The organism is Microbacterium sp. LWS13-1.2 (assembly GCF_040144835.1).
Lineage (GTDB): Bacteria > Actinomycetota > Actinomycetes > Actinomycetales > Microbacteriaceae > Microbacterium.
In genome coordinates, this window is the sequence record NZ_CP151632.1 from 219,750 (window position 1) to 243,894 (window position 24,145).

Genomic DNA, 24,145 nt, shown 5'->3' on the forward strand with positions numbered 1-24,145 from the left:
ATCCATCTGTGAGGAATCTCACCATGTCAGCCGACACCGCCGCGGCCGTTCCCCGGCCGCCCGCCCGCACCGCCTCGACGCCCGTGCTCACGGGCGCGGAAGCGGTCGTCCGCTCGCTCGACCTGCTCGGGGTGACCGACGTCTTCGGTCTTCCCGGCGGGGCCATCATGCCCGTCTACGACCCGCTCATGGACGACGAGTCGGTGCGCCACATCCTCGTCCGCCACGAGCAGGGCGCCGGCCACGCCGCCGAGGGCTACGCCGCGGCGTCCGGTCGCGTCGGCGTCGCCATCGCGACCTCCGGCCCGGGCGCCACCAACCTCGTCACCGCCATCGCCGACGCGTACATGGACTCGGTGCCGATCGTCTGCATCACCGGGCAGGTGTTCTCGACCCTCATGGGCACGGACGCCTTCCAGGAGGCCGACATCGTCGGCATCACGATGCCGATCACGAAGCACTCCTTTCTCGTCAAGCGCGCCGAGGACATCCCCGGCGCGATCGCCGCGGCGTTCGAGATCGCATCGACCGGCCGACCCGGCCCCGTGCTCGTCGACATCACCAAGGATGCCCAGCAGGCCGAGGCACCCTTCGTCTGGCCGCCGAACATCGACCTCCCTGGGTACCGTCCGGTGACCAAGGCGCACGGCAAGCAGATCCAGGCTGCGGCCCAGCTGATCGCCGACGCCAAGAAGCCGGTGCTGTACGTCGGCGGTGGCGTGATCCGCGCGCGTGCCTCCGAAGAGCTGCGCGCGCTCGCCGAGACGACCGGCGCACCGCTCGTCACCACGCTCATGGCGCGGGGAGCGTTCCCCGACTCGCACCCGCAGCACCTCGGCATGCCCGGCATGCACGGCACCGTCCCGGCGGTGCTGGCGCTGCAGGAGGCCGACCTCCTCGTCGCCCTCGGCGCGCGGTTCGACGATCGCGTCACCGGCAAGGCGGCGCTGTTCGCGCCGAACGCGAAGGTCGTGCACGTCGACATCGACCCGGCTGAGATCTCGAAGATCCGCACCGCCGACGTGCCGATCGTCGGCGACCTGAAGGACGTGCTCGTCGACCTCGACGCCGCGTTCCGTGCGGTGAGCCGCGACTCCGCTCCCGACATCGCCGAGTGGTGGTCGTTCCTCGACGGCCTGCGCGACGAGTTCCCGCTCGGCTACTCGCAGCCGACCGATGGCCTGATGTCGCCGCAGTACGTGATCAAGCGCATCGGCGAGCTCACCGGCCCCGAGGGCATCTACGCCGCCGGCGTGGGTCAGCACCAGATGTGGGCGGCGCAGTTCATCAAGTACGAGCGCCCGAACGCGTGGCTGAACTCCGGCGGCGCGGGCACGATGGGTTACTCGGTGCCCGCGGCCATGGGCGCCAAGGTGGCCGAACCCGACCGTGTCGTCTGGGCGATCGACGGCGACGGCTGCTTCCAGATGACCAATCAGGAGCTCGCCACCTGCGCGATCAACGACATCCCCATCAAGGTCGCGATCATCAACAACTCGTCGCTGGGCATGGTGCGCCAGTGGCAGACGCTGTTCTACGACGGCCGGCACTCCCACACCGACCTCAACACGGGCCACGGCACGGTGCGCATCCCCGACTTCGTGAAGCTGGCGGAGGCGTACGGCTGCCTCGCGATCCGCGTCGAGAAGGAGGAGGACGTGGATGCCGCGATCCGGACCGCTCTCGAGACGAACGATCGCCCCGTGGTGATCGACTTCGTGGTGAGCGCCGACGCCATGGTGTGGCCGATGGTGCCGCAGGGCGTCAGCAACAGCTACGTCCAGTACGCGCGGGATCACTCGCCCGCCTTCGACGAGCAGGAGGACTGAGGCCATGACGAGTCACGTGCTGAGCCTCCTCGTGGAGGACAAGCCGGGTCTGCTGACCCGCGTCGCCGGGCTGTTCGCACGCCGCGGCTTCAACATCGAGTCGCTCGCCGTGGGCGTCACCGAGGTCCCCGGACTCTCGCGCATCACGGTCGTGGTCGACGTCGACGAGCTGCCGCTCGAGCAGGTCACGAAGCAGCTGAACAAGCTCATCAACGTCATCAAGATCGTCGAGCTCGACCCGTCGGCATCCGTTCAGCGCGAGCACATGCTCGTGAAGGTGCGCGCCGACAACCAGACGCGCTCGAACGTGCTCGAGGTCGTCAACCTGTTCCGCGGGCAGATCGTCGACTACGCGCCCGACGCGCTCGTCGTCGAAGTCACCGGCGACAAGGGCAAGGTCGAGGCCTTCCTGCGCGCGCTGGAGCCGTTCGGCATCAAGGAGCTCGCGCAGTCGGGCCTGGTCGCCATCGGTCGCGGCGGCAAGAGCATCACCGAGCGCGTGCTGCGCGGCTGACCATTCCTATCGAGCGTTTCGTCTCGCTTCGCTCGCTCAACGACCGGTAACACACAAGGAGAAACACGAAGATGGCTGAGATCTTCTACGACGCCGATGCCGACCTGAGCATCGTCCAGGGCAAGAAGGTGGCGATCGTGGGCTACGGCTCGCAGGGCCACGCGCACGCCCAGAACCTTCGCGACTCGGGTGTCGAGGTCGTCATCGCGCTCAAGGAGGGCTCGAAGTCGACCGAGAAGGCGCAGGACGAGGGCTTCGAGGTCAAGTCGGTCGCCGACGCGGCCGAGTGGGCCGACCTCATCATGATCCTGGCCCCCGACCAGCACCAGCGCTCGATCTACAACGAGAGCATCAAGGACAAGCTGACCGCGGGCAAGACGCTGGCCTTCGCGCACGGCTTCAACATCCGGTTCGGCTACATCGAGGCGCCCGAAGGCGTCGACGTGATCCTGGTGGCCCCGAAGGCGCCCGGCCACACCGTGCGCCGCGAGTACGTCGCCGGTCGCGGCATCCCCGACATCATCGCCGTGGAGCGGGATGCCTCGGGTTCGGCGTGGGCGACCGCGCTCTCGTACGCGAAGGCCATCGGCGGCACGCGCGCGGGCGTCATCAAGACGACGTTCACCGAAGAGACCGAGACCGACCTGTTCGGCGAGCAGGCCGTCCTGTGCGGCGGTGTGTCGCAGCTCGTCCAGTACGGGTTCGAGACGCTGACCGAGGCGGGCTACCAGCCGCAGATCGCGTACTTCGAGGTGCTGCACGAGCTGAAGCTCATCGTCGACCTGATGTGGGAGGGCGGCATCGCCAAGCAGCGCTGGTCGGTGTCCGACACCGCGGAGTACGGCGACTACGTCTCCGGCCCGCGCGTGATCGACCCGCACGTCAAGGAGAACATGCAGGCCGTGCTCGCCGACATCCAGTCGGGCGCATTCGCCAAGCGCTTCATCGACGATCAGGACAACGGCGCCGTCGAGTTCCTCGAGCTGCGTGAGAAGGCCGCTGCCCACCCGATCGAGTCGGTCGGCAAGGACCTGCGTTCGCTGTTCGCCTGGAAGCAGCAGGACGAGGACTACGTGGAGGGCAACGCGGCGCGCTGATCCACCTCTTGCTTCGCGCATCGCGTGCGGCTCCGAGAGCCCGGCCCCGAAAGGAGCCGGGCTCTCGCGTTTGCGGGCAATGCCACTTCGCAACGCCAAGACATCGGATGTTTGTGCCAGGATGGAGGCACGCACAGGTGAAAGGTGAGTGGGGCGAGGATGCGACAGCAGTGGTTCGATCAAGCGCGATTCGGGATGTTCGTGCACTTCGGTCTGTACAGCGCAGCCGCGCGTCACGAGTGGGTGCAGAACTACGAACGGCTGACCGACGAGGAATATCGCCCGTACTTCGAGCACTTCGATCCCGACCTCTTCGACGCGCGGGCTCTGGCGCGCCGCGCGAAGGCGACGGGCATGGGCTACGTCGTCCTCACCACGAAGCACCACGACGGATTCGCGCTGTGGGACACCGCCGTCAGCGACTTCAACGCCGTGGCCGCCTGCGGCCGCGACCTGGTGCGCGAGTACGTCGACGCCCTCCGGGAGGAGGGTCTGCGGGTCGGTCTGTATCACTCGCTCCTCGACTGGCACCACCCCGACTTCACCGTCGACTGGAATCATCCTCGCCGCGGCGACGACGTCGCCGCGCTCAATGAGGGCCGCGACATGGCGCGCTACCGCGAGTTCCTGCACGCGCAGGTGCGGGAGCTGCTGACCGACTACGGCCCGATCGATTACCTCTTCTTCGACTTCACTTCTCCGCAGTCGATGGACGGTCTGGCAGGCAAGGGCCCGGAGGACTGGGATGCCGAGGCGCTCCTGGCGATGTGCCGCCGACTCCAGCCCGAGATGCTCGTCAACGATCGGCTCGGCATCCCAGGTGATTTCGTGACCCCGGAGCAGTACCAGCCCACCGCGCCGCTCGTCATCGACGGCGAGCCGCAGGTCTGGGAGGCCTGCCAGACCATGAACGGCTCGTGGGGCTATCACCGCGACAACACCGAGCAGAAGTCGGCGACGCTGCTCGTGCAGATGCTCGCCGACTCGGTGTCGATGGACGGCAACATGCTGCTCAACATCGGGCCGGACGGCCGCGGGGCGATCGCCCCGCGCGACGAGCGCACGCTCTCGGAGATCGGCGAATGGATGCGGCTGCACCGGGGTGCGGTCGTCGGCGCCGGTCACGCGGACATCGAGCCGCCGCGCGAAGGCGTCTACACGCGGCGCGGCCGCCGGCTGTACCTGCACATGTTCTCGTGGCCGCTGGGGTTCGTGCACCTGCCCGATCTGGCGGGCAAGGTGTCGTATGCGCGCTTCCTCCACGACGGCTCCTGGCTGCGCACGTCGGTCGTCGATCCGGCACAGGTGGCGAGCAACATGACTCCCGCCGGCGAGGCGGAGGGTACGCTGACCGTCCACCTGCCGGTGGTGCGGCCCGACGTGCTCGTCCCGGTCATCGAGCTCATCCTCGACGAGGGCTGACCCGTCAGGCGGTGGGCAGCTCGAGGTTGTCGAGCGCCCACCGCGCCGCGCCGTAGAGGATCGCGTCGGCCCGGGTCTGCGCGGCCTCGATCCGCAGCTGCTGCGTCGCCAGCGGGTGGCACGCCTCGTAGACGCGACTGCGCACCGCCGCGATGAAGGGTTCCGACGCGCTCATGCTGCCGGTGAGGAACACGGCGTGCGGGTTGAAGAAGTTGACCACGCCCGACAGCGCCTGCCCGAGATGCGTGCCCGCGGTGCGGACGATGGTCGTGGCCTCCGGCTCGGCGTCACGGGCGAGAGCCAGCACGTCGACGGTCGTCGCCACGTCGGTGCGTCCTCGCTCGCGCATCTGGCGCACCAGGCTTGCACCGCTCGCGACGGTCTCGAGACACCCGGTGTTGCCGCAGGAGCACGGGATGTCGCCGCTGCCGTCGATGCGCGTGTGCGTGATGTCGCCGGCCGCTCCGGTCGCGCCGCGGTGGATGTGACCGTCGACGATGATGCCGCTGCCGATGGCCGTGCCGGCCTTGACGGTGATGCTGTGGCCGGTTGCGCCGAACTGCGCACGGTGCTCGCCGAGCGCCGCGAGATTCGCGTCGTTGTCGACCGCGACGGTGACCGCGTAGCGCTGCCGGAGGTGGTCCCCGACGCGGAAGCCCGGCCAGCCGGGCATGCGCGAGGGCTGGGTGACCGAGCCGGTGACGATGTCGACCGGGCCAGGGAGGCTGATGCCGATCGCGCGGACGGTGGTGTCGCGGCCGAGCTCGTCGAAGACCCGGCAGACGGCGTCCAGCGTCGATTCCGGCCCGTCCGCCAGCACCACGGGGATGGATCGCGTCTCGCGGAGCTCGCCGCTCAGGGAGTGGGCGCCGATGCGCGCGTGGCCGCCGCCCAGGTCGACGGTCAGGACGACGCCGGAGTTCTCGTCGATCCCCAGCAGACGGGGACGGCGCCCACCGCGGGATGTGCCGTCGCCGCGTTCGTCGAGGAGGCCCGCGTCGATGAGCGACTGCACGCGCAGGCTGACGGTCGACGGCGCCAGGCCGAGGGTCGCGGCGAGCTCTGAGCGGGAGCGGGCTTCGCCCCGCGCGATCAGATCGACGATGCGACGGGAGAGCTCCTCGTCGGCGGAAGAGCGGTCGGTGTCCGGGGTCATGTGGCCTCTCGCAGGTGGTGGGGCGGTCCGTGTTTCCGAGACGTGACGAAGTATCACACGTCGATAAACATCCGATGTTCAGGTTGCGTCGCAAATCGAAACCTGCGAGGGTTACTTGCGACACAAGAGTACAAGGTTAGTTCGACAATCGAAACAACCTGATCAAGACTGGCTGACAGAGGAGACATTCGATGAAGAAGTTGCACGTCGGCGCGGTGGCTGCGGCCACTGGCGTAGCGGTGGTGCTGACAGGGTGCGCGAGCGGGTCCGGCGGGGACGCGTCCACCGACGGCAAGCCGACGATCGTCGTCGACATGTGGGCGGGAAGCGAGGACGACACGACGGCGCTCGAGAAGCAGGTCGCTATCGCGCAGGAGGAGAATCCCGAGGTCGTGGTCAAGCTCCAGACCGCGCCGTGGAACGACTTCTTCACGAAGCTCACGACGAACATGGCCAGCGGCAACATGGCCTGCGTCACCGGCATGAGCGGCGCTCAGCTGGGCGGCTTCACCGACGGCTTCCGCGAGCTGACGACCGACGACCTCGAGGCGGCTGGCCTCGACTTCGCCGACTTCAACCCCGGCGCCGAAGGAATCCTCAGCTTCGAGGGCGGCCTGTACGGCGTGCCGTTCGACGTCGCGACGATGCTCGTCTACTACAACCAGGACATGCTCACCGCCTCCGGTGCGGCAAGCCCCGAGATCGGTTGGACGTTCGACGACTTCGAGGACATCGCCACAGCCGCCACGACGGATGGCAAGTACGGCTTCGGGATGGGCATGGGCGGCTACCAGTGGATGTCGATGCCCATCGCCTACTCCGGCAAGCAGCCGGCGTCCGAAGACGGCACGCTTCACATCGACGACGCCGACTTCGTGGATGCGGCGTCCTGGTACTCCGGGCTCGTGACCGATCTCGGTGTCGCGGCGCCTGTCGCCTCGGCCTCCGACACCGGCTGGGGGGAGAACCAGTACACCGGCGGAAACGCCGCGATGGCGGTCGACGGCACATGGAACGCCGTCAGCTACCTCAACAACGAGTCCGGCTTCGCCGCCGGGATGGCGCCGCTGCCGACCGGAGACCACGGCAACTCGGGGCCGATCCTCGGCTCGGGCTACGGCATCTCGAAGACGTGCGACCACCCCGAAGAGGCCCTGAAGGTCATGGGCTCGCTCCTCGGCAAGGACGCGCAGGACTACATCGCCTCGTCCGGCCGTTCGTACCCCGCGCGCACCGAGTCGCAGCCGCTGTACTTCGACTCGATCGACGAGCAGTACCGCGAGCAGGTCAAGACGGTGTTCGAGTCCGCCTTCGAGACGACGGTGCCGCTCTACATGACGAAGAACTGGGAGAAGCTCGACAGCTACATCCAGCCCAACCTGGTCAGCGTCTACAACGGCCAGATGGAGATGTCGGACCTGCTGGAGAGCGCTCAGACGCAGTTCGGCAACTGACCGCACCCGTTTCCGCATCTTCGCACCTGAGCAGGAAAGCAGATTGATGACGATCACGACGAAACGTCGAGGATCGCTCGCCAGGTCCGAGGCCCGCCAGGCGCTGGGCTTCGCAAGCCCGGCCCTGGTGGGGCTCGCCCTGTTCACGATCGTGCCCGTGGGGCTGTCGATCGTGATGAGCGTCTACGACTGGCCGACGTTCGGCGACCGCACCTTCAACGGCGTCGACAACTACGCCACGCTCTTCACGTCGAGCCCGGACTTCTGGCCGGCACTGCGGAACTCCGCCGTGTACACGCTGCTGTACGTGCCGCTCAGCATCGCGCTCTCGCTCGTCCTCGCGATCGGGCTCGGTCCGCGCATCCGCGGCCGCGGCGCCCTGCGCGTGCTCTTCTTCATCCCGGTCGTGGTCCCGATGGTCGCGAACGTCCTGGTGTGGAAGATGATGCTGCAGCCGCAGGGCCTCTTCAACGGGCTCGCGCAGAGCTGGTTCGGCGTGACCCTTCCGAACTTCCTCGCCGACCCGTCCTGGGCGATGATCATGGTCGTCGCGATGAGCGTCTGGCAGGGCCTCGGCTACAACATGCTGATCTTCTCGGCCGCTCTCGAGCAGCTGCCCGAGAGCGTCCTGGAGGCGGCGAGCATCGACGGCGCCCGCGGCTTCCGCCTGATCTGGAGCGTCATGATCCCCATGATCTCGCCGTCGATCTTCTTCGCGACGATCATGACCATGATCACCGCGCTGCAGGTCTTCGCCCAGCCGCAGCTGCTCACCGGCGGCGGACCCGGCAACGCCACCAAGCCGCTCGTGATGTTCATCTGGGAGCAGGGCTTCACCTTCGGCGACCTGGGACTCGCGGCAGCGGCCGCATGGATCCTCTTCGCGATCATCATCGTCATCACCGGCGTGCAGTTCGCCGCGCAGCGCAAGTGGGTGCACTATGAGCACTGATACCGGCATCGACGACGCCGTCGAGCAGACGCTCCTGATGACCTCGGAGGACGAGTTCGTCCCCGAGGAGACCGGGCGTCGCGCCAAGGCCCCGAGAACACGCGGCGAGACGATCCGGCTGATCATCGCGCACGTGTGCGTCTACCTCGCCGCGCTCGTGTTCATCGCGCCGCTGATCTACGCGTTCTTCTCGGCGCTCAAGCCCAACGAGGAGATGTTCTCGATGCCGCCGACGCTGGTCGGCTCGCAACTGAAGTGGGGCAACTTCGCCGAGGTCTTCGAGTACGGCCCCTTCTGGACCTACATCGGCAACTCGCTCTTCGTGGCGGTCGCGGGCACGGTGGTCGTCCTGATCGTGTCCACGACGGCGGGTTACGCGTTCGGTCGGCTGCGCTGGAAGGGCCGCGACGCCGTCTTCGTCCTGTTCCTGGCGACCCTGATGGTGCCGGCCGAGGTGCTGGTCATCCCGATGTTCCAGGTCATGCAGTGGTTCGGCTGGGTGAACACCTACCAGGCGCTCATCCTCCCGTTCGCCTTCACCGCGTTCGGCACCTTCCTGATGCGGCAGTTCTTCCGCGGCATCCCGTTCGAACTCGACGAAGCCGCACGAGTGGACGGATCCGGCCCGGTCCGAACGTTCCTGCAGATCATCCTGCCGCTGTCGAAGTCGGCGGTGGCCGTGCTCGCGGTCTTCACGTTCCTGTCGTTCTGGAACAGCTACCTGTGGCCGCTCATCGTGACGGTCGACTATGCGCAGCTCGGAACCCTCCCCGTCGGACTGGCGAGCTTCTCGGGGCTCACCGGCACGCGCTGGGACCTCCAGATGGCGGCCGCCATCATCTCGATGATCCCCACCACGATCCTGGTGATCGTTCTTCAGAAGCACCTGGTGAAGGGCATCGCGATGGCCGGGCTGGGCGGCCGATGAGCGGGTCCGCAGCGTCCTCCGCTGTCGTCGCCGGCGTCGACATCGGAGGGACGAAGACCTCCGGCGCGCTCGTCGCCGCCGACGGCGCCGTGCTCGCCCGAGCGATGCGCGATACCCCGGCACGCACCGGGGGCGCTGCCATGGCCGAGACGGCGGCGCTCCTGGTGGAGGAGCTCGCCGACAGCGCGGGCGTGCGTCCGCACGCGGTGGGCGTGGGCGCCGCGGGGGTCGTCGAGCCCCGCACGGGCAGCATCCGCGCCGCGTCGGACATGTTCGTCGACTGGGCGGGCTTTCCGCTGGGCGCCCGGCTCCGCGAACGGCTGGCACTCGAGGTGCGCGTCGAGAACGACGTCAACGCGTTCCTGCTCGGCGAGACCGCGTGGGGTTCCGGACGCGGAAGCGACGTCCTCGGCGTGATGCTGGGCACCGGCGTCGGCGGCGCGCTCGTGCTCGACGGCAGACTGCGTCACGGGCCGCACGGGGCCGCCGGCGAGATCGGGCACACGCCCGGATACAGCGAACTGATCTGCACGTGCGGCCGCACCGGGCACCTCGAGACGCTCGCGTCGGGCACCTCGATCGCGCGACGCTACGCGTCGGCGACGGACCGGCCGGTCGACTCCGCGCGAGTGGTTGCCGAGCGTGCGCGGGCCGGGGATCCGGCCGCTGTGCGCATGTTCGACGAGGCCGGTCGCGCCGTCGCCCTGGCGTGCATCTCGGCCGCGACCCTCGTCGATGTGCCTCTCGCGGTGGTCGGCGGCGGCGTCGCCGCCGCGTGGGATCTGCTGGCGCCCGCTGTCGCCGCCATGCTCGCGTCCGATCCGCCCGTCTCGGGCGTTCCGCTGCGCATCGTGCCCGGCACACTGCGCGGGGATGCGGTGGTGCTCGGCGCCGCGGCGCTGGTCTCGGCATCCGACCATTCCTTTCCCTCCACCCCGTTCGCAGAAGGTGAGCTCGTCCGTGACGTCGCGTCCTGACCCCGACAAGATCTGGAAGGGGCCGCTCGGCACCCTCCACCCGTCCGGCCTCGCCCGGCCGCGGATCGGCATCGGCGGCATCTCGATCGAATCCAGCACGTTCTCACCGCACATCTCCGGCGATGAGGCGTTCACGATCCGCACCGGTGACGAGCTCCTCGCGTACTACCCGTTCCTCGCGGACGGCGAGGAGCTGCGGGATGCCGCGGAGTGGGTGCCGCTGACCCATGGGCGGTCGCTCCCGGGCGGCGCCGTCGATCCGCACACATACGCGCGCATGAAGCGGGCCATCGTGGACGGCATCCGCGCCGAGGGTCCGTTCGATGCCTTCTTCTTCGACATCCACGGCGCGATGAGCGTCGTGGGGATGGACGATGCCGAGGGCGACCTCGCGACCGCCGTGCGCGACGCGCTCGGACCCGCCACCCTCGTCTCGGCATCGATGGACCTCCACGGCAACGTGTCGGACGCCCTGTTCGACGCCGTCGACCTCATCACCTGCTATCGGATGGCTCCGCACGAGGACTGGATGAACACCAAGCAGCGCGCGGTGCACAATCTGCTCGAGCGCCTGCGCGGGGCCGGGGGAGCGGATGCCGACACGCGGCGCCCCTACAAGGCCTGGGTGCGGGTGCCGGTGCTGCTGCCCGGCGAGAAGACGAGCACGAGGCTCGAACCGGCGAAAGGACTGTACGGCACGATCCCCGATGTCGAAGAGCTCAGCGGCGTCGTCGACGCCGCCGTGTGGGTCGGCTACGCGTGGGCGGATGAGCCGCGCTGCCACGCGACGGTCATCGTGACGGGCGACGACCGCGACGTGATCGCGCGCGAGGCCGAACGCCTCGGGCGCCGATACTGGGACGCCCGGTCGGACTTCGCGTTCGTCGGCCCGACGGCGACGCTCGACGATGCGCTCGACGTCGCGATGGCCGCCGGTGCGCCCCGGCCGTACGTCATCTCGGACTCCGGCGACAACCCCACCGCGGGCGGTGCCGGTGACGTGTCGTGGACCTTGAGGCGCCTGTTGGCGCGGGCGGACCTCGCGGACCGCTCACGCGTCGTCCTGGCGGCATCCGTCTTCGATCCGGATGCCGTGCGCGTCGCACGCGCCGCCGGAGTCGGCGCCACGGTCGCCCTGCAGGTGGGCGGACGCGTGGATGCCGGGCCCAGCGGTCCCGTCGAGATGACCGGCGAGGTCTTCTCCGTCACCGACGGCGACCCCGTAGCAGGAACGCAGATCGTCGTGCGCAGCGGCGCCGTGCACGCCATCGTGACCGAACGCCGGAAGCCCTTCCATCACCTCGACGACTTCCGGATGCTGGGCCTCGACCCCGAGCGCGCCGACATCGTGATCGTCAAGATCGGCTATCTCGAGCCGGAGCTGTACGACCTCGCCGCGGGGTGGACGCTCGCCCTCACGCCCGGCGGGGTCGACCAGGACCTGCTGCGCCTCGGCCATTCGCGACTGCGTCCGGGCACCTTCCCCTTCGTCACGAGCGATCAAGAACCCGATCTCCGCGCCCTGGTCGCACGGCGCCGCGGTACGGAGGCCCGAGCATGAACTTCGAGACCCGCACCGGGCCCGACCTCGGCGATGCGACGCCGGAGTATCCGGACGCGACGGTTCCGGAGTGGTACCGCGACGCCAAGCTCGGCTTCTTCGTGCACTGGGGCCTGTACTCGGTGCCCGCGTGGGCGCCGGCGCATCCGCCCGGCGGCGTCCCCGTCGAGGACGCGTACGCCCACCACCAGTACGCCGAGTGGTACGCCAACACCGTCCGCATCGCCGGCAGCCCGACGTGGCGGCGCCATCAGGAGCTCTACGGCACCGGCACGAGCTACGAGGACCTGGCCGACCGGTGGGATGCCGGGCGCTTCCACGCCGACGACTTCGTCGGCGCGCTCACCGACGCGGGCGCGCGCTATGTCGTCCCCACGACGAAGCACCATGACGGCTTCTGCCTGTGGAACACCGACACGACGACGTTCAACGCCGTCCGGCGCGGTCCGGGTCGTGACCTGATCGCCGAGCTGCACGACGCCACCCGCCGCGCGGGTGCACGGTTCGGCGTGTACTTCTCGGGCGCGCTCGACTGGCACGTCAGCGACTTCCCGCCGATCGAGTCCGACACGGATCTGTTCCGGTTCCGTCGCGCCGACGAGTGGTTCTCGCGGTACACGGCGGCACAGCTCGATGAGCTCGTCGAGCGATTCCGCCCCGATGTGCTGTGGAACGACATCGAGTGGCCGGACGGTGGCAAGGGCTCCGAGGACTACGCTGTCGCCGCCCTCCTGCGCCGCTATCTCGCCGCGGTCCCCGAGGGCGCCGTCAACGATCGCTGGGGTGTGCCGCGCCACGGATTCCTGACCCGCGAGTACACCCACGTCGCCGACATCGTCCCGCAGCCGTGGGAGTCCACGCGAGGGCTGGGGTACTCCTTCGGCTACAACCAGGCGGAGGATGCCGGCCATTCGCTGTCCGGCACGGAGCTCATCCGGCTCCTCGCCGACGTCGTGAGCAAGAACGGCAATCTGCTGATCAACGTCGGGCCGCGTGCCGACGGGTCGATCCCCGAGCTGCAGGCGCAGGCGATGCGAGAGCTCGGCGCGTGGCTGCGCCGCGACGGCGCGGCGGTCTACGGCACGCGTCCGTGGGTGCGCGCCTTCGAGGAGACCGGTGCGCCGCGCGCCTACACGGCGGTCGACGGCGCAGTGAACGTCATCGCGCTGGATCCCGCAGCGGGGGTGCTCGAGCTCCCCGTCGAACTGGAAGCCGGGCGCGCCCGGTGGCTGGGCGGGCCCGAGGCGGCGATCGGTCGTGCCTCGGGCGGCGCGGCGCGAGTTGTCGTTCCGGACGCGCTCCGAGGCGATGCCGCAGCCGCCCTCCAGGTGGTGCCGTGACCACTGTCGTCGAGATCGCCGTACAGGATGCCGCAGGAGCGCGCGCGGCGATGTCGGCGGGCGCCGACCGGCTGGAGCTCTGCCAGGCGCTCGAGACGGGCGGACTCACACCCTCGATCGCCACGATCGAGGCGGTGTGCGACGCCGTCGGCGCTGAGAAGGTCAACGTGCTCGTCCGTCCCCGCGGCGGTGGCTTCGTGTACGACGCCGACGAGATCGCTCTCGTGGCCGCCGACATCCGTGCCTGCGTCGATCGCGGTGTCGCCGGCGTGGTCGTCGGTGCGCTCGACGCGCACGGCCGCGCCGATCGCGCGGCGCTGCGGCGATGGCGGGACGCGGCAGGTCCCGCGACGTTCGTGTTCCATCGCGCGATCGACGCCTCGCCGCGCAGCGCCGAGGTCTTCGAGGCGCTGCTCGCCGAGGGCGTGGACCGCGTGCTGACCTCCGGGGGCGCGGTGCGCAGCATCGACGGAGTCGATCGCCTGGCGGCTTACGCGAGCCTCGCCGGGACGGCGCTCGACGTCACCGCGGGTGGGGGAGTGGCTCCCGAGGACATTCTCCACATCGTGTATGCGGGAGTGCAGGCGGTCCACCTCTCGGCCCGCCGGAGGACGGGGCTGGACGCTGCGTCGGGTCCCGGTGGAGGAGTCGACGGCCACGACGTCACCGACGCCGGCATCGTGGCCGCCGCCGTGGCTGCTGCCCGTTCCTGACGCGCGAGCCGGCTTGCTGAGAATTTCCTCATCAGCCGGTCCTTGTCGCCGGGCGCGCGCGTGGTGTGATCCTCGCCATGGGAGAACACATGCCTGATCACGAATCAGACCACGACGTCGACCCTCAGGCGGACACCCCGCCTCGGTCGGGTCTCAGTCGCCGCAACTTCCTCGTCGGCGTCTCCGCGGCCAGCGTCCTCGCCGCGGCGGGCTGGGCGCAGACGCCGAAGGCGGTGGCGGCTGAGGGCGGTCGCAGGTCGGTCACGATCACGATCATGGGCACCTCCGACATCCATGCCAATGCGCTCAACTGGGACTACTACAAGGACGCCGCCTACAGCGACAGCGCGGGCAACACCATCGGCCTGGCCCGCGTCTCGAGCCTCGTGAACCAGATCCGCGCGGACCGCGGCCGTGAACGCACGTTGCTCTTCGACGCCGGCGACACCATCCAGGGCTCCCCGCTCGGCTTCTACAACGCGACCGTCGACCCGGTGAACGCATCCGGCGCCGTGCACCCGATCGCAGCAGGGTTCAACGCGATCGGCTACGACGCCGTGGCGCTCGGCAACCACGAGTTCAACTACGGGCTCGACTTCCTCGACTACTGGATCTCGCAGCTGGATGCCCCCGCCCTGGCCGCCAACGCCGTGCACGCGGGCACCACCGAGCCTGCGTTCCGGCCCTACATCGTCAAGAAGATGCACGTGCCCGGATACAAGCCGGTCCGCGTCGGAGTGCTCGGGCTCACGAATCCGGGCGTCGTGATCTGGGACAAGGGCAATGTGAGCGGTCGCCTCGACGTTCTGGACGTCGTGGAGACGGCTGCCCGCTGGGTACCTGTCATGCACGCCGAGGGGGTCGATGTCGTCGTGGTGAGCGTGCACGCCGGCGACAGCGGCCTGTCCTCGTACGGCTCCGACCTGCCGGTGGAGAACGCCGCCCGCATGCTGGCGGAGGAGGTGCCGGGCATCGACGCGATCCTGTTCGGGCATGCACACCTCGACAAGCCGGAAGTACGGGTGATCAACAAGGTCACCGGCAAAGAGGTCGTGATGAGCGAACCGAAGAACTGGGGTCAGCGCCTCAGCGTCTTCGACCTCGAGCTCACCATGGAGCGGGGTCAGTGGGTCGTGGCCGCGGCGAAGTCGCTCACGGTGAACACCAACACGGTCGCCGACGACCCGGCGCTGGTGCAGGTCGTGAAGGCTCAGCACGACGCGGTCGTGGCGTACGTGAACACCCCGGTGGCGACCTCGACCGAGACGCTGTCGGCCGCCGAGTCCTGCTGGAAGGACACCGCGATCCTCGACTACGTCAACCACGTGCAGATCGATACGGTATCGAAGGCGATCGCGGGTACGGCCGAGGCATCCCTTCCGGTCATCTCTCTCGCGGCACCGTTCAACCGTGCGGCCACGTTCCCGGCGGGCCAGGTGACGATCAAAGACGTCGCCGGCCTCTATATCTACGACAACACGCTGCTGGGCTCGGTGCTGACAGGAGCAGAGATCAAGGGCTACCTCGAGTACTCCGCCAAGTACTTCCTGACGGTCGCTCCCGACGCGGCGGTGGCCCCCGCTACATGGACGAACGCCCTCGGGACCCCGGATTACAATTTCGACCAGTTCTCGGGCGTGACCTACGACATCGACATCTCGCAGCCGCAGGGCTCGCGCATCGCGAACCTCGCCTGGGAGGGAGTGCCTGTCGCCGCCGACCAGCGCTTCGTGGTGGCGGTCAACAACTACCGGCAGTCCGGCGGTGGCGGGTTCCCGCACATCGCGGCGGCACCGGTCGTCTACGACGCCCAGGTCGCCATCCGCGAGGCGATCGTCGCATACGCGTCCGCGACGGGCGTGATCGATCCCGCCGACTTCCACGTGGTGAACTGGAAGCTGGTGCGTGCCGGCACTCCGGTCTTCTGATCCGGCGCGGCGAAGGCCCGGCTCCCTCGGGCGGGAGCCGGGCCTTCGCGGGCTCCGGGGAGAACGCCCGGCTAGGCTCGCGGCATGTCAGCACGTCGTCCTGTCGAGATCGCCGTCCAAGACCCGGCAGGCGCTCGTGCCGCCATCGGGGCGGGGGCCACAAGGCTCGAACTGTGCCAGGCGCTGGACGTCGGCGGGATCACGCCGTCGCTCGCGGTCCTCGAGGGTGTGCTGGCCACCGTCGACCCCTCGACGGTGAACGTCCTGGTGCGCCCGCGCGGCGGCGGGTTCGTGTACAGCGCCGAGGAGGTCGCGCTGGTGTCGGCCGACATCCGTGCCTGCGTCGAGCGGGGTGCCGGCGGAGTGGTCGTCGGTGCGCTGACGCCGGCGGGCCGCCTCGATGTCGACACCGTGCGGAGATGGCGGGATGCCGCGGGGCCCGCGACGCTGGTGTTCCATCGGGCGGTCGATGCCTCGGCCGACCCCGCCGCCGTCTTCGACGCCCTCGTCGCGGAAGGCGTCGACCGCGTGCTGACCTCGGGTGGCGCGACCCGGTCGATCGACGGCATCGACGCGCTGGCCGCCTTCTCGGCGCGATCCGGCGGCGTCGAGGTGATGGCGGGCGGCGGAGTGCGGCCGGCCGACATCCCCGCTCTCTTCGCCGCAGGCGTGGACGCCGTGCATCTGTCCGCCCGCTCGCGGGCAGGCCGCGACGCGCCGTCCGGGCCCGGCGGCGGCGCGGACGGACACGATGTGACAGACGCCGGCATCGTCGCGGAGGCCGTCGCCGCCGCGGGCTGAGGTGCGGTCGCGTCGTTTCGGGACGGACGTATCACGGCGCACCGTCGACACCTCGGAAGCGAGTGGGGCCAGCCCCCGCATCGGACACCGATCAGAGGAGCCGTCATGAACGTCGAACCGTGGAGCACCGTCGGACCGGGATCGTCCGCCGCGATCGTTCCGGGCATCCAGTACCTGCTGCGCGCACACGGCCACGCCGTGGCCGTGGACGGAGCGTACGGGCCCGCGACCGCAGCGGCGGTCAGCGCATTCCAGACCGCGCAGGGTGTGCCGTCGGACGGCATCGTCGGGCCCATCACGTGGCCCCGGCTCGTCATCGCCGTGCACCAGGGATCGACGGGCGACGCCGTGCGCGCCGTCCAGCAGTTCGGGCTCGCGCGCTCGCCGGGGGAGGACCCGCTCGTCATCGACGGGGACTTCGGCCCGATCACGAAGGAGCGCGTCGAGTTCTTCCAGGAGTCGTGGGGGCTCTCGCTCGACGGCGTGGCCGGCCGCGAGACATGGTCGTTCTTCAGCACGTTCGTGCCGGGGGAGCGCCCGTGGGCGCTCGTGAAGCAGGGATCGTCGCAGGCGACGAACTGGCGCGTGCTCGCGGCGCAGCACCTCCTGCGCGCGCACGGCGCGACGATCGCCGCAGACGGCGCGTTCGGTCCGCTGAGCGGCCAGGCCGTCCAGGCGTTCCAGCAGACCCTGCGGGCCGTCGAGATCTCGACCACACTCGGCCAGCTCGATTGGCCGAGCCTCATTATCACCGTGAAGCAGGGCGACGGCCGTGCGGGGTCCAAGGGTGAGGCGGTGCGCGCGGTCCAGACTCTGCTGGCCGGCGTGACCGTCGACGGCGACTTCGGCCCGCAGACCGACGCGGCCGTACGCCAGTTCCAGCAGGTCTTCCTGCCGCCGGCGGACGGCATCGTCGGCCCGGAGACCTGGCACACGCTGATGCTGCGCCTGTTCGACTGACCCGTCGCGCGCCGAGAGCCTCCGCAACGCCGGGTGGCTCTCGGCCGCATCGCGGCGCGGCACTACTCTGAGACTGTGACGACCGGACGCGACGACGATGCCCTCTCCTGGGACGGCGACGACGATCCCACGCTCGACCTCGGTGATTCCGCCGGGTCGGATCCTGCACCCGAGGCGCCCGCGCGATCCTCGGTGCCCGAGCTTCCGCGCGGCTACACCGCGGTCGGCAAGAGCAGCGAGGCCGTCGGCGCCGCGGGGACCCCGGATGCGGCATCCGTTGAAGAAGAGACGCCGGCCGGCGGCGACACCGTGGCCGAGCCGCGATCGCTGGGCAACGGCGCGCTCGTCGCCCTCGGCGTGCTGGGCGGCGTGTACGCGCTCTACGCGATCGGCTGGATCGTCGGTGGCCTGCGACTGCAGGGATGGCGACCGTTTCTGGTCACAGATCTGATGTACCAAGGCAGCCTCTGGCTCGCCGTGCTCGCGCCGGTGCTGTGGTTCGCGACGGTGGTCCTGCTCACCCGCACGGGGCGCACGTGGGTGCGTTTCGCGTGGCTCGGAGCAGGCGCGGTCCTGCTCGTGCCGTGGCCATTCGTGCTGATCGGGGCGGTGGGGCAATGACCGGCCAGAACACGGATGCCGCAGCACGTCGCACTCGAAGGGCGCCGCTGTGGCTGGTGGTGGCGATATCGGCGCTCGCGGGGCTGTTCTACGCCTACGCAGTGTGGAACGCGATCGGGAACCTGGTCGAGACGATCGGCTTCTACGGCGATGCGGGCATGTCGCTCAATGCTCTCGGCTGGTTCGTGTGGATCTTCGCTGCGGTGTTCCCCATCGTCGTGTGGGGCGGCGCGTTCGTGCTCGGCCACCGCCGCCCCGCGCATGAACTGCTGCTCGTCATGGTGACCGGCCTTGCGCTCGTCTCCGTGTTCTGGCTCAACGTCATCGCGTACACCGTCGGCTACAGCGCCTCGCTGGTCGGCTGAGGCTCTCGACCCTCGAGCCCGACTGTCGTCACACGGTCGGGCGGGTCGCCGCACGGGCGGTAGGCTGGCACAGGCCTCGCCCCCGACGGCGTGCGGCGCGGCATCCGGTCTGCCCTGCTCCGCGCGCTCGCGCACCGCCCCCAAAGGAACCACCCGTGCCGAAGCCTGTCGTCCTCATCGCCGAAGAACTGTCTCCCGCCACGATCGACGCCCTGGGGCCCGACTTCGACGTGCGTCACGTCGACGGCACCGACCGCCCCGCGCTGCTGTCGGCCCTTGCCGATGCGCACGCGGTGCTCATCCGCTCGGCGACCAAGGTGGATGCCGAGGCGATCGCCGCGGCTCCCGTGCTGAAGGTCGTCGCCCGCGCGGGCGTCGGCCTCGACAACGTCGACATCAAGACGGCCACGACGGCCGGCGTCATGGTCGTGAACGCACCGACCTCCAACATCATCTCGGCTGCCGAGCTCACCGTCGGGCACATCCTCAGCCTCGCCCGCCGCATCCCGGCCGCTCACGCGTCGCTCGCCGGCGGCGCCTGGAAGCGCAGCTCGTACACCGGCACCGAGATCTTCGAGAAGACCGTCGGCATCATCGGCCTCGGCCGCATCGGCGCCCTCATCGCCGCGCGACTGCAGGCGTTCGGGGTGTCGGTCGTCGCGTACGACCCCTACGTCACGCCGACGCGCGCCCAGCAGCTCGGTGTGCAGCTGCTCGACCTCGACGAGCTGCTCGCGCAGAGCGACTTCGTCACGATCCACATGCCGAAGACTCCCGAGACGACCGGCATGATCGGCGCCGAGCAGTTCCGCCTGATGAAGAAGACGGCGTTCGTCGTCAACGTCGCGCGCGGCGGCCTCATCGACGAAGAGGCGCTGTACACAGCTCTGAACGAGGGTGAGATCGCCGGAGCCGGCCTTGACGTGTTCACGAGCGAGCCGCCCGCGCCGGAGGGCACCGCGTTCCCGCTGCTGAGCCTGCCCAACGTCGTCGTCACGCCGCACCTCGGCGCCTCGACCGACGAGGCGCAGGAGAAGGCGGGCGTCTCGGTCGCGAAGTCCGTCAAGCTCGCGCTCGAGGGCGACCTCGTGCCCGATGCGGTGAACGTCGCGGGCGGCATCATCGACCCCTTCGTGCGTCCCGGCATCTCGCTGGTCGAGCAGCTCGGACAGTTCTTCACCGGGCTGGCGCACAGTGCCCTCACGAGCCTCGACATCGAGGTGCGCGGCGAGCTCGCGGCCTACGACGTCAGCGTCTACCGGCTGGCAGCCCTCAAGGGCATCCTCGCCAACGTCGTCAGCGAGAACGTCTCGTACGTGAACGCGCCGCTGTTCGCCGAGCAGCGCGGCATCGAGACCCGGCTGATCGTCGAGGCCGAGAGCCCGCTCTACCGCAACATCACGATCCTGCGCGGTACGCTCGCCGACGGCTCCGTGCTCACGGTCGCCGGCACGCTCGCCGGCACGCGCATGGTGCCCAAGGTCGTCGGCATCAACGGCTACGAGATCGAGGTGCCCATCGAGCGCCATCACCTCGTCATGCGCTACGCCGACCGTCCCGGCATCGTCGCGATCTACGGCCAGAAGCTCGGCAGCGCGGGGATCAACATCGCCGGGCTCCAGGTGGCGCAGGCCGACGCGAGCGGACGCGCCCTGTCGGTGCTCACGGTGGACTCGCCGGTGCCCGAGGACCTCCTCGACGAGATGCGCGAAGCGGTGGGCGCCGACCTGTTCCGCCGCATCGAGGTCACCGAGGACTGAGCGGTGGCACGGGGGGAGGCGTCCGCGCAGTCGCCTGCCCCCGTGCCCGCGTCCGGCGGGAGTCCGGTCTTCCGCAGCCTGGCCTTCGAAGGGCTGACGCGGTTCGACTACGGCGACGTGATCCTGGCATCCCAGCCGCCGCGCAGCACCGACGACCCGCGCGTGTGGGCCGAGACCCTGTTCGCTCCGTCGTCAGCGCCCGTTTGGGTGAAGGCGGCGATGGGTGTGCGCATGGCGCTCGCCCCGCTTCTCGGGCTGGAGGCCGCGCCGCGCGGAGTGTTCGAGGTTCGGACGGTGGTGGGCGAAGAGGCGCTCATCGAGTACGCCGACAAGCACCTCACCTTCCGCTGCGGTGTCGGGGTGGATGCCGAGGCCGCCGTCGTGCGCGTGACCACCGTGGTGACGTTCAACGACTGGCGCGGCCGGGTGTACTTCACCCCGGTGTCGCTCGCGCACCCGCTCGTGGTGCACGCCATGCTCCGTCGCGCGCGGCGCGCCCTCGCCCGGCAGGGCTGAGCCTGCAGCGCTCGGAGAGCTCAGATCCGGCTGGCGCCCTCCACCAGGGCGATGAGAGCATCGAGCGCGGGACCGCGGGGGACAGGCCCCGGGATCGAGCCGCCCGACAGGGCGTTGTTGAAGTAGAGCCCGTCGCTGACGAGCATCACCAGGTCGAGGGCGACCTCGTCCTTCGTGTGCGGGCGCAGCGCGGCGCCCCATTGCTCGCGGACGTCTCGCAGTGCGTCGCTGGCGACCGGATCACCGCCCTGCGCGAGCCGCGACGTGGCCAGGATCGCGCGGTCGATCGGATCGTTGGCCATGACCGATGTGCGCAGGAAGTACGCGATCGGACCCTCCGGAGCGGCGGCCATCACGGCCACATCCTCGGCGACGAGCGTCCGCAGGCGGTCGATGATCGCCGACTCGAGCGACTCCTTCGTGCCGAAGTGGTAGAGCAGACCGCCCTTCGACACGCCCGCCGCCTTCGCGGTGGCGTCCATGGTCGCGGCGCGCTCGCCCTCCTCGATGAGGATCTGCTCGAAGGCGTCGAGCACCTTCTCGCGGGCGAGGGGAGGGCGGCTCATGGCGTCGATCGTATCGACAGCTGGCCGCGCATTCTGATACTATACCGGCTGGACGGTATAGAAATGATGACTCTCACACAAGAACTCTCGCTCGCCGACGCCCAGGGACGGAAGGTCGGCTGGCGCGGCTGGGCGGCGCTCGTCGTGCTCATGCTGCCGGTGCTGCTCGTCTCGGTCGACAACACCGTGCTGAGCTTCGCACTCCCGTCGATCGCACTCGAGCTGGGGCCGTCGAGCGCCCAGCAGCTGTGGATCATCGACGCCTATCCGCTCGTGCTCGCGGGGTTGCTGGTCACGATGGGGACGCTGGGCGACCGGTTCGGCCGGCGACGGATGCTGCTCATCGGCGCGACCGGCTTCGCCGCGGTGTCGGTGCTCGCCGCCTTCGCCCCGAGCGCCGCCTGGCTCATCGCTGCGCGCGCCGGGATGGGCGTGTTCGGCGCGATGCTGATGCCCTCGACGCTGTCGCTGCTGCGCAGCATCTTCACCGACCGCGATCAGCGCCGCCTTGCGATCGCGGTGTGGGCGGCCATGTTCTCCGCCGGCGCGGCACTCGGCCCGATCGTGGGTGGACTCCTGCTCGAGCACTTCTCGTGGGGCTCGGTGTTCCTGCTGTCGGTGCCCGTGCTCGTCCCGCTGCTCGTGCTGGCGCCGCTGCTCGTGCCCGAGAGCCGCGATCCGAAGCCCGGCCGCATCGACCCGCTGAGCATCGCGCTCTCGATGGCGACGATGATCCCGATCGTCTACGGGATCAAGGAGCTCGCCGTGCACGGGCTCGCCGTCGCCGCCTGGCTGCCGATGCTCGCCGGACTCGGGTTCGGCGTGCTGTTCGTGCGGCGCCAGCTGCGGGCGCGCACACCGATGCTCGACATGCGCCTGTTCCGCCGGGGGAGCTTCAGCGGCGCGCTGATGGTCAACCTCCTCAGCGTCATCGCGCTCGTCGGGTTCCTCTTCTTCGTGGCGCAGCACCTGCAGCTCATCGTCGGGCTCTCGCCCATGCAGGCGGGCCTCGCGCTCGTTCCGGGTCTCGCGATGATGATCGTCGCGGGTCTCGTGGTCGTGCCGATCTCCAAGAAGTGGCCCGCTCGCATCGTCGTCCCTGTGGCGCTGATCTTCTCCGTGGCGGGCTACGTGACCGTGGCCTTCGCGACCGGACCCGAGAGCATCGCAGCGCTGGTGGCGGCCTTCGTCTCGCTCGGCATCGGCATCGGCGCGGCGGAGACGGTCTCGAACGAGCTGGTCCTCTCGAGCGCTCCGCCGGCCAAGGCGGGAGCTGCGAGCGCGGTCTCCGAGACCGCCTATGAACTGGGTGCCGTGCTGGGCACGACCGTGCTGGGCGGCATCCTCACGGCGCTCTACCGCACGAACCTCGTCGTGCCCGCGGGGGTTCCGGATGCCGCGGCCGAGGCTGCGTCCGAGACCCTCGCCGGTGCGGTGCACGCGGCCGGAGAGATCGGCGGCAGCACCGGCGAGGCGCTCTTCGAGGCGGCGGCGACGGCGTTCGACGCCGGGGTCACGGTCACCGCGCTGATCGGCGCCATCCTGGTCGTCATCGCGGGGGTCATCGCGGCCACTACCCTGGGAGGGTCCCGCCAGAAGTCGTAGGAGCACTATGTCGCGCGTCGTGAAGCTGGCCGTCATCCCGGGTGACGGCATCGGTCCGGAGGTCATCGCGGAGGCGGAGAAGGTGCTGGATGCCGCGGCCGCGGGCAGCGGCATCCGCTTCGAGAAGACGCGCTTCTCGCTGGGCGCCGCCCGCTTCCTCGACACCGGCGACACGCTGACCGGCGAGGACCTCGCCGCGATCAAGGACCACGACGCGATCCTGCTCGGCGCGGTCGGGGGAGTTCCCGGCGATCCTCGCCTCAAGAACGCCAACATCGAGCGCGGAATGCTGCTGAAGCTGCGGTTCGAGCTCGACCACTACGTCAACCTGCGGCCGTCGAAGCTGTACCCGGGTGTGCCCGGGCCGCTCGCCGCGCCGGGCGACGTCGACTTCGTCGTCGTCCGCGAAGGCACCGAGGGGCCGTACGTCGGCAACGGCGGGTCGATCCGCACCGGCACGCCGCACGAGGTTGCCAACGAGACCTCGGTCAACACCGCGTTCGGGGTCGAACGGGTCGTGCGCTACGCGTTCGATCTGGCCGAGCGCCGCCGCCGCAAGCTCACCCTCGTGCACAAGACGAACGTCCTCGTCCACGCCGGTGGCATCTGGAAGCGCCTCGTCGACGAGGTCGCGCTCGAGCATCCGGACGTGACCGTAGACTATGTGCACGTCGACGCGGCCACCATCTACCTGGTCACGAACCCGAGCCGCTTCGACGTGATCGTCACCGACAACCTCTTCGGCGACATCCTCACCGACTTGGCCGGCGCCGTCACCGGTGGCATCGGCCTCGCAGCCTCGGGGAACATCAATCCCGATGGCGCGTTCCCCTCGATGTTCGAGCCCGTGCACGGATCGGCGCCCGACATCGCAGGCCAGCAGAAGGCCGATCCCACGGCCGCGATCCTCTCGGTCTCACTGCTGCTCGATCATCTCGGGCTCCAGGACGAGGCCCGCCGCGTCACGACCGCGGTCGAGGAGGATCTTGCCGCACGCGGTTCCGACGCGGGCGCGACCCGCACGACGACAGAGATCGGCGACGCGATCGTCGCCCGACTCCAGGCGTAATCTGAGATCAC

22 protein-coding genes are annotated in these 24,145 nt (G+C 69.7%); 20 read left to right on the plus strand and 2 right to left on the minus strand.

Annotated elements, in window-relative coordinates:
* Positions 1–23 precede the first annotated feature (23 nt).
* The 4 genes from MRBLWS13_RS01055 to MRBLWS13_RS01070 all read left to right on the plus strand — a co-directional run bounded on the left by MRBLWS13_RS01055 (position 24) and on the right by MRBLWS13_RS01070 (position 4,862).
* Positions 24–1,829, plus strand: coding sequence for an acetolactate synthase large subunit (locus MRBLWS13_RS01055; RefSeq protein WP_349427255.1), 1,806 nt, complete (start codon positions 24–26; stop codon positions 1,827–1,829).
* Between the two features lie 4 nt (positions 1,830–1,833).
* Positions 1,834–2,343, plus strand: coding sequence for an acetolactate synthase small subunit (gene ilvN, locus MRBLWS13_RS01060; RefSeq protein ID WP_349427256.1), 510 nt, complete (start codon positions 1,834–1,836; stop codon positions 2,341–2,343).
* A gap of 71 nt (positions 2,344–2,414) precedes the next feature.
* Positions 2,415–3,440: a ketol-acid reductoisomerase gene (ilvC, locus tag MRBLWS13_RS01065; protein ID WP_349427257.1), complete on the plus strand. Its 1,026-nt coding sequence runs from the start codon at positions 2,415–2,417 to the stop codon at positions 3,438–3,440.
* 159 nt (positions 3,441–3,599) lie between these two features.
* Positions 3,600–4,862 carry an alpha-L-fucosidase gene (locus MRBLWS13_RS01070; protein WP_349427258.1) on the plus strand — a complete coding sequence of 421 codons (1,263 nt, stop codon included), beginning with the start codon at positions 3,600–3,602 and terminating at the stop codon, positions 4,860–4,862.
* A gap of 4 nt (positions 4,863–4,866) precedes the next feature.
* Here MRBLWS13_RS01070 and MRBLWS13_RS01075 read toward each other — a convergent pair whose 3' ends face one another.
* Positions 4,867–6,018, minus strand: coding sequence for an ROK family transcriptional regulator (locus MRBLWS13_RS01075; RefSeq protein ID WP_349427259.1), 1,152 nt, complete (start codon positions 6,016–6,018; stop codon positions 4,867–4,869).
* A gap of 191 nt (positions 6,019–6,209) precedes the next feature.
* Here MRBLWS13_RS01075 and MRBLWS13_RS01080 point away from each other — a divergent pair, with 191 nt between their 5' ends.
* From MRBLWS13_RS01080 to MRBLWS13_RS01145, 14 genes are all read left to right on the plus strand, one after another.
* Positions 6,210–7,472 carry a sugar ABC transporter substrate-binding protein gene (locus MRBLWS13_RS01080; RefSeq protein WP_349427260.1) on the plus strand — a complete coding sequence of 421 codons (1,263 nt, stop codon included), beginning with the start codon at positions 6,210–6,212 and terminating at the stop codon, positions 7,470–7,472.
* Between the two features lie 46 nt (positions 7,473–7,518).
* Positions 7,519–8,424, plus strand: coding sequence for a sugar ABC transporter permease (locus MRBLWS13_RS01085; RefSeq protein ID WP_349427261.1), 906 nt, complete (start codon positions 7,519–7,521; stop codon positions 8,422–8,424).
* A complete protein-coding gene (locus tag MRBLWS13_RS01090) occupies positions 8,414–9,352 on the plus strand; it encodes a carbohydrate ABC transporter permease (protein WP_349427262.1) in 939 nt (312 codons plus the stop codon). Before MRBLWS13_RS01085 ends, MRBLWS13_RS01090 begins: the two co-directional genes overlap by 11 nt.
* Complete coding sequence (locus tag MRBLWS13_RS01095) at positions 9,349–10,329, plus strand: ROK family protein (protein WP_349427263.1); 981 nt, start codon at positions 9,349–9,351, stop codon at positions 10,327–10,329. Before MRBLWS13_RS01090 ends, MRBLWS13_RS01095 begins: the two co-directional genes overlap by 4 nt.
* Positions 10,313–11,890 carry a M81 family metallopeptidase gene (locus MRBLWS13_RS01100; protein ID WP_349427264.1) on the plus strand — a complete coding sequence of 526 codons (1,578 nt, stop codon included), beginning with the start codon at positions 10,313–10,315 and terminating at the stop codon, positions 11,888–11,890. Before MRBLWS13_RS01095 ends, MRBLWS13_RS01100 begins: the two co-directional genes overlap by 17 nt.
* Positions 11,887–13,230, plus strand: coding sequence for an alpha-L-fucosidase (locus tag MRBLWS13_RS01105; RefSeq protein WP_349427265.1), 1,344 nt, complete (start codon positions 11,887–11,889; stop codon positions 13,228–13,230). Before MRBLWS13_RS01100 ends, MRBLWS13_RS01105 begins: the two co-directional genes overlap by 4 nt.
* Entirely contained in the window at positions 13,227–13,943 is a 717-nt protein-coding gene (locus tag MRBLWS13_RS01110) for a copper homeostasis protein CutC (RefSeq protein ID WP_349427266.1), read from the plus strand. The genes MRBLWS13_RS01105 and MRBLWS13_RS01110 overlap by 4 nt, the downstream gene beginning before the upstream one ends.
* Positions 13,944–14,032: 89 nt before the next feature.
* Positions 14,033–15,871 carry a 5'-nucleotidase C-terminal domain-containing protein gene (locus MRBLWS13_RS01115; protein ID WP_349427267.1) on the plus strand — a complete coding sequence of 613 codons (1,839 nt, stop codon included), beginning with the start codon at positions 14,033–14,035 and terminating at the stop codon, positions 15,869–15,871.
* 84 nt (positions 15,872–15,955) lie between these two features.
* Complete coding sequence (locus MRBLWS13_RS01120; protein ID WP_349427268.1) at positions 15,956–16,672, plus strand: copper homeostasis protein CutC; 717 nt, start codon at positions 15,956–15,958, stop codon at positions 16,670–16,672.
* Between the two features lie 105 nt (positions 16,673–16,777).
* Entirely contained in the window at positions 16,778–17,632 is an 855-nt protein-coding gene (locus MRBLWS13_RS01125; protein ID WP_349427269.1) for a peptidoglycan-binding protein, read from the plus strand.
* 75 nt (positions 17,633–17,707) lie between these two features.
* Entirely contained in the window at positions 17,708–18,253 is a 546-nt protein-coding gene (locus tag MRBLWS13_RS01130; protein WP_349427270.1) for a DNA polymerase III subunit gamma/tau, read from the plus strand.
* Positions 18,250–18,618, plus strand: coding sequence for a bacitracin resistance protein (locus MRBLWS13_RS01135; RefSeq protein WP_349427271.1), 369 nt, complete (start codon positions 18,250–18,252; stop codon positions 18,616–18,618). Before MRBLWS13_RS01130 ends, MRBLWS13_RS01135 begins: the two co-directional genes overlap by 4 nt.
* A gap of 155 nt (positions 18,619–18,773) precedes the next feature.
* Positions 18,774–20,378 carry a phosphoglycerate dehydrogenase gene (gene serA, locus MRBLWS13_RS01140; protein WP_349427272.1) on the plus strand — a complete coding sequence of 535 codons (1,605 nt, stop codon included), beginning with the start codon at positions 18,774–18,776 and terminating at the stop codon, positions 20,376–20,378.
* A 42-nt stretch (positions 20,379–20,420) separates the two neighbouring features.
* Positions 20,421–20,894: a DUF2867 domain-containing protein gene (locus MRBLWS13_RS01145; protein ID WP_349427273.1), complete on the plus strand. Its 474-nt coding sequence runs from the start codon at positions 20,421–20,423 to the stop codon at positions 20,892–20,894.
* A gap of 20 nt (positions 20,895–20,914) precedes the next feature.
* On the opposite strand, the gene MRBLWS13_RS01150 is transcribed toward MRBLWS13_RS01145, so the two are convergent.
* Entirely contained in the window at positions 20,915–21,460 is a 546-nt protein-coding gene (locus MRBLWS13_RS01150; RefSeq protein WP_349427274.1) for a TetR/AcrR family transcriptional regulator, read from the minus strand.
* A 66-nt stretch (positions 21,461–21,526) separates the two neighbouring features.
* Here MRBLWS13_RS01150 and MRBLWS13_RS01155 point away from each other — a divergent pair, with 66 nt between their 5' ends.
* Both MRBLWS13_RS01155 and MRBLWS13_RS01160 read left to right on the plus strand, forming a co-directional pair.
* Positions 21,527–23,065 (plus strand): MFS transporter, encoded by a 1,539-nt coding sequence (locus MRBLWS13_RS01155; protein ID WP_349428952.1) that lies wholly within the window; start codon positions 21,527–21,529, stop codon positions 23,063–23,065.
* A 7-nt stretch (positions 23,066–23,072) separates the two neighbouring features.
* Positions 23,073–24,134: a 3-isopropylmalate dehydrogenase gene (locus MRBLWS13_RS01160; RefSeq protein ID WP_349427275.1), complete on the plus strand. Its 1,062-nt coding sequence runs from the start codon at positions 23,073–23,075 to the stop codon at positions 24,132–24,134.
* Positions 24,135–24,145: the final 11 nt, after the last annotated feature.

Coding starts and splice junctions, on each gene's coding strand:
- MRBLWS13_RS01055 (WP_349427255.1), top strand. CDS start 24: ATGTCAGCCGACACCGCCGCGGCCGTTCCCCGGCCGCCCGCCCGCACC.
- ilvN (WP_349427256.1), top strand. CDS start 1,834: ATGACGAGTCACGTGCTGAGCCTCCTCGTGGAGGACAAGCCGGGTCTG.
- ilvC (WP_349427257.1), top strand. CDS start 2,415: ATGGCTGAGATCTTCTACGACGCCGATGCCGACCTGAGCATCGTCCAG.
- MRBLWS13_RS01070 (WP_349427258.1), top strand. CDS start 3,600: ATGCGACAGCAGTGGTTCGATCAAGCGCGATTCGGGATGTTCGTGCAC.
- MRBLWS13_RS01075 (WP_349427259.1), bottom strand. CDS start 6,018: ATGACCCCGGACACCGACCGCTCTTCCGCCGACGAGGAGCTCTCCCGT.
- MRBLWS13_RS01080 (WP_349427260.1), top strand. CDS start 6,210: ATGAAGAAGTTGCACGTCGGCGCGGTGGCTGCGGCCACTGGCGTAGCG.
- MRBLWS13_RS01085 (WP_349427261.1), top strand. CDS start 7,519: ATGACGATCACGACGAAACGTCGAGGATCGCTCGCCAGGTCCGAGGCC.
- MRBLWS13_RS01090 (WP_349427262.1), top strand. CDS start 8,414: ATGAGCACTGATACCGGCATCGACGACGCCGTCGAGCAGACGCTCCTG.
- MRBLWS13_RS01095 (WP_349427263.1), top strand. CDS start 9,349: ATGAGCGGGTCCGCAGCGTCCTCCGCTGTCGTCGCCGGCGTCGACATC.
- MRBLWS13_RS01105 (WP_349427265.1), top strand. CDS start 11,887: ATGAACTTCGAGACCCGCACCGGGCCCGACCTCGGCGATGCGACGCCG.
- MRBLWS13_RS01115 (WP_349427267.1), top strand. CDS start 14,033: ATGCCTGATCACGAATCAGACCACGACGTCGACCCTCAGGCGGACACC.
- MRBLWS13_RS01120 (WP_349427268.1), top strand. CDS start 15,956: ATGTCAGCACGTCGTCCTGTCGAGATCGCCGTCCAAGACCCGGCAGGC.
- MRBLWS13_RS01125 (WP_349427269.1), top strand. CDS start 16,778: ATGAACGTCGAACCGTGGAGCACCGTCGGACCGGGATCGTCCGCCGCG.
- MRBLWS13_RS01135 (WP_349427271.1), top strand. CDS start 18,250: ATGACCGGCCAGAACACGGATGCCGCAGCACGTCGCACTCGAAGGGCG.
- MRBLWS13_RS01150 (WP_349427274.1), bottom strand. CDS start 21,460: ATGAGCCGCCCTCCCCTCGCCCGCGAGAAGGTGCTCGACGCCTTCGAG.
- MRBLWS13_RS01155 (WP_349428952.1), top strand. CDS start 21,527: ATGACTCTCACACAAGAACTCTCGCTCGCCGACGCCCAGGGACGGAAG.
- MRBLWS13_RS01160 (WP_349427275.1), top strand. CDS start 23,073: ATGTCGCGCGTCGTGAAGCTGGCCGTCATCCCGGGTGACGGCATCGGT.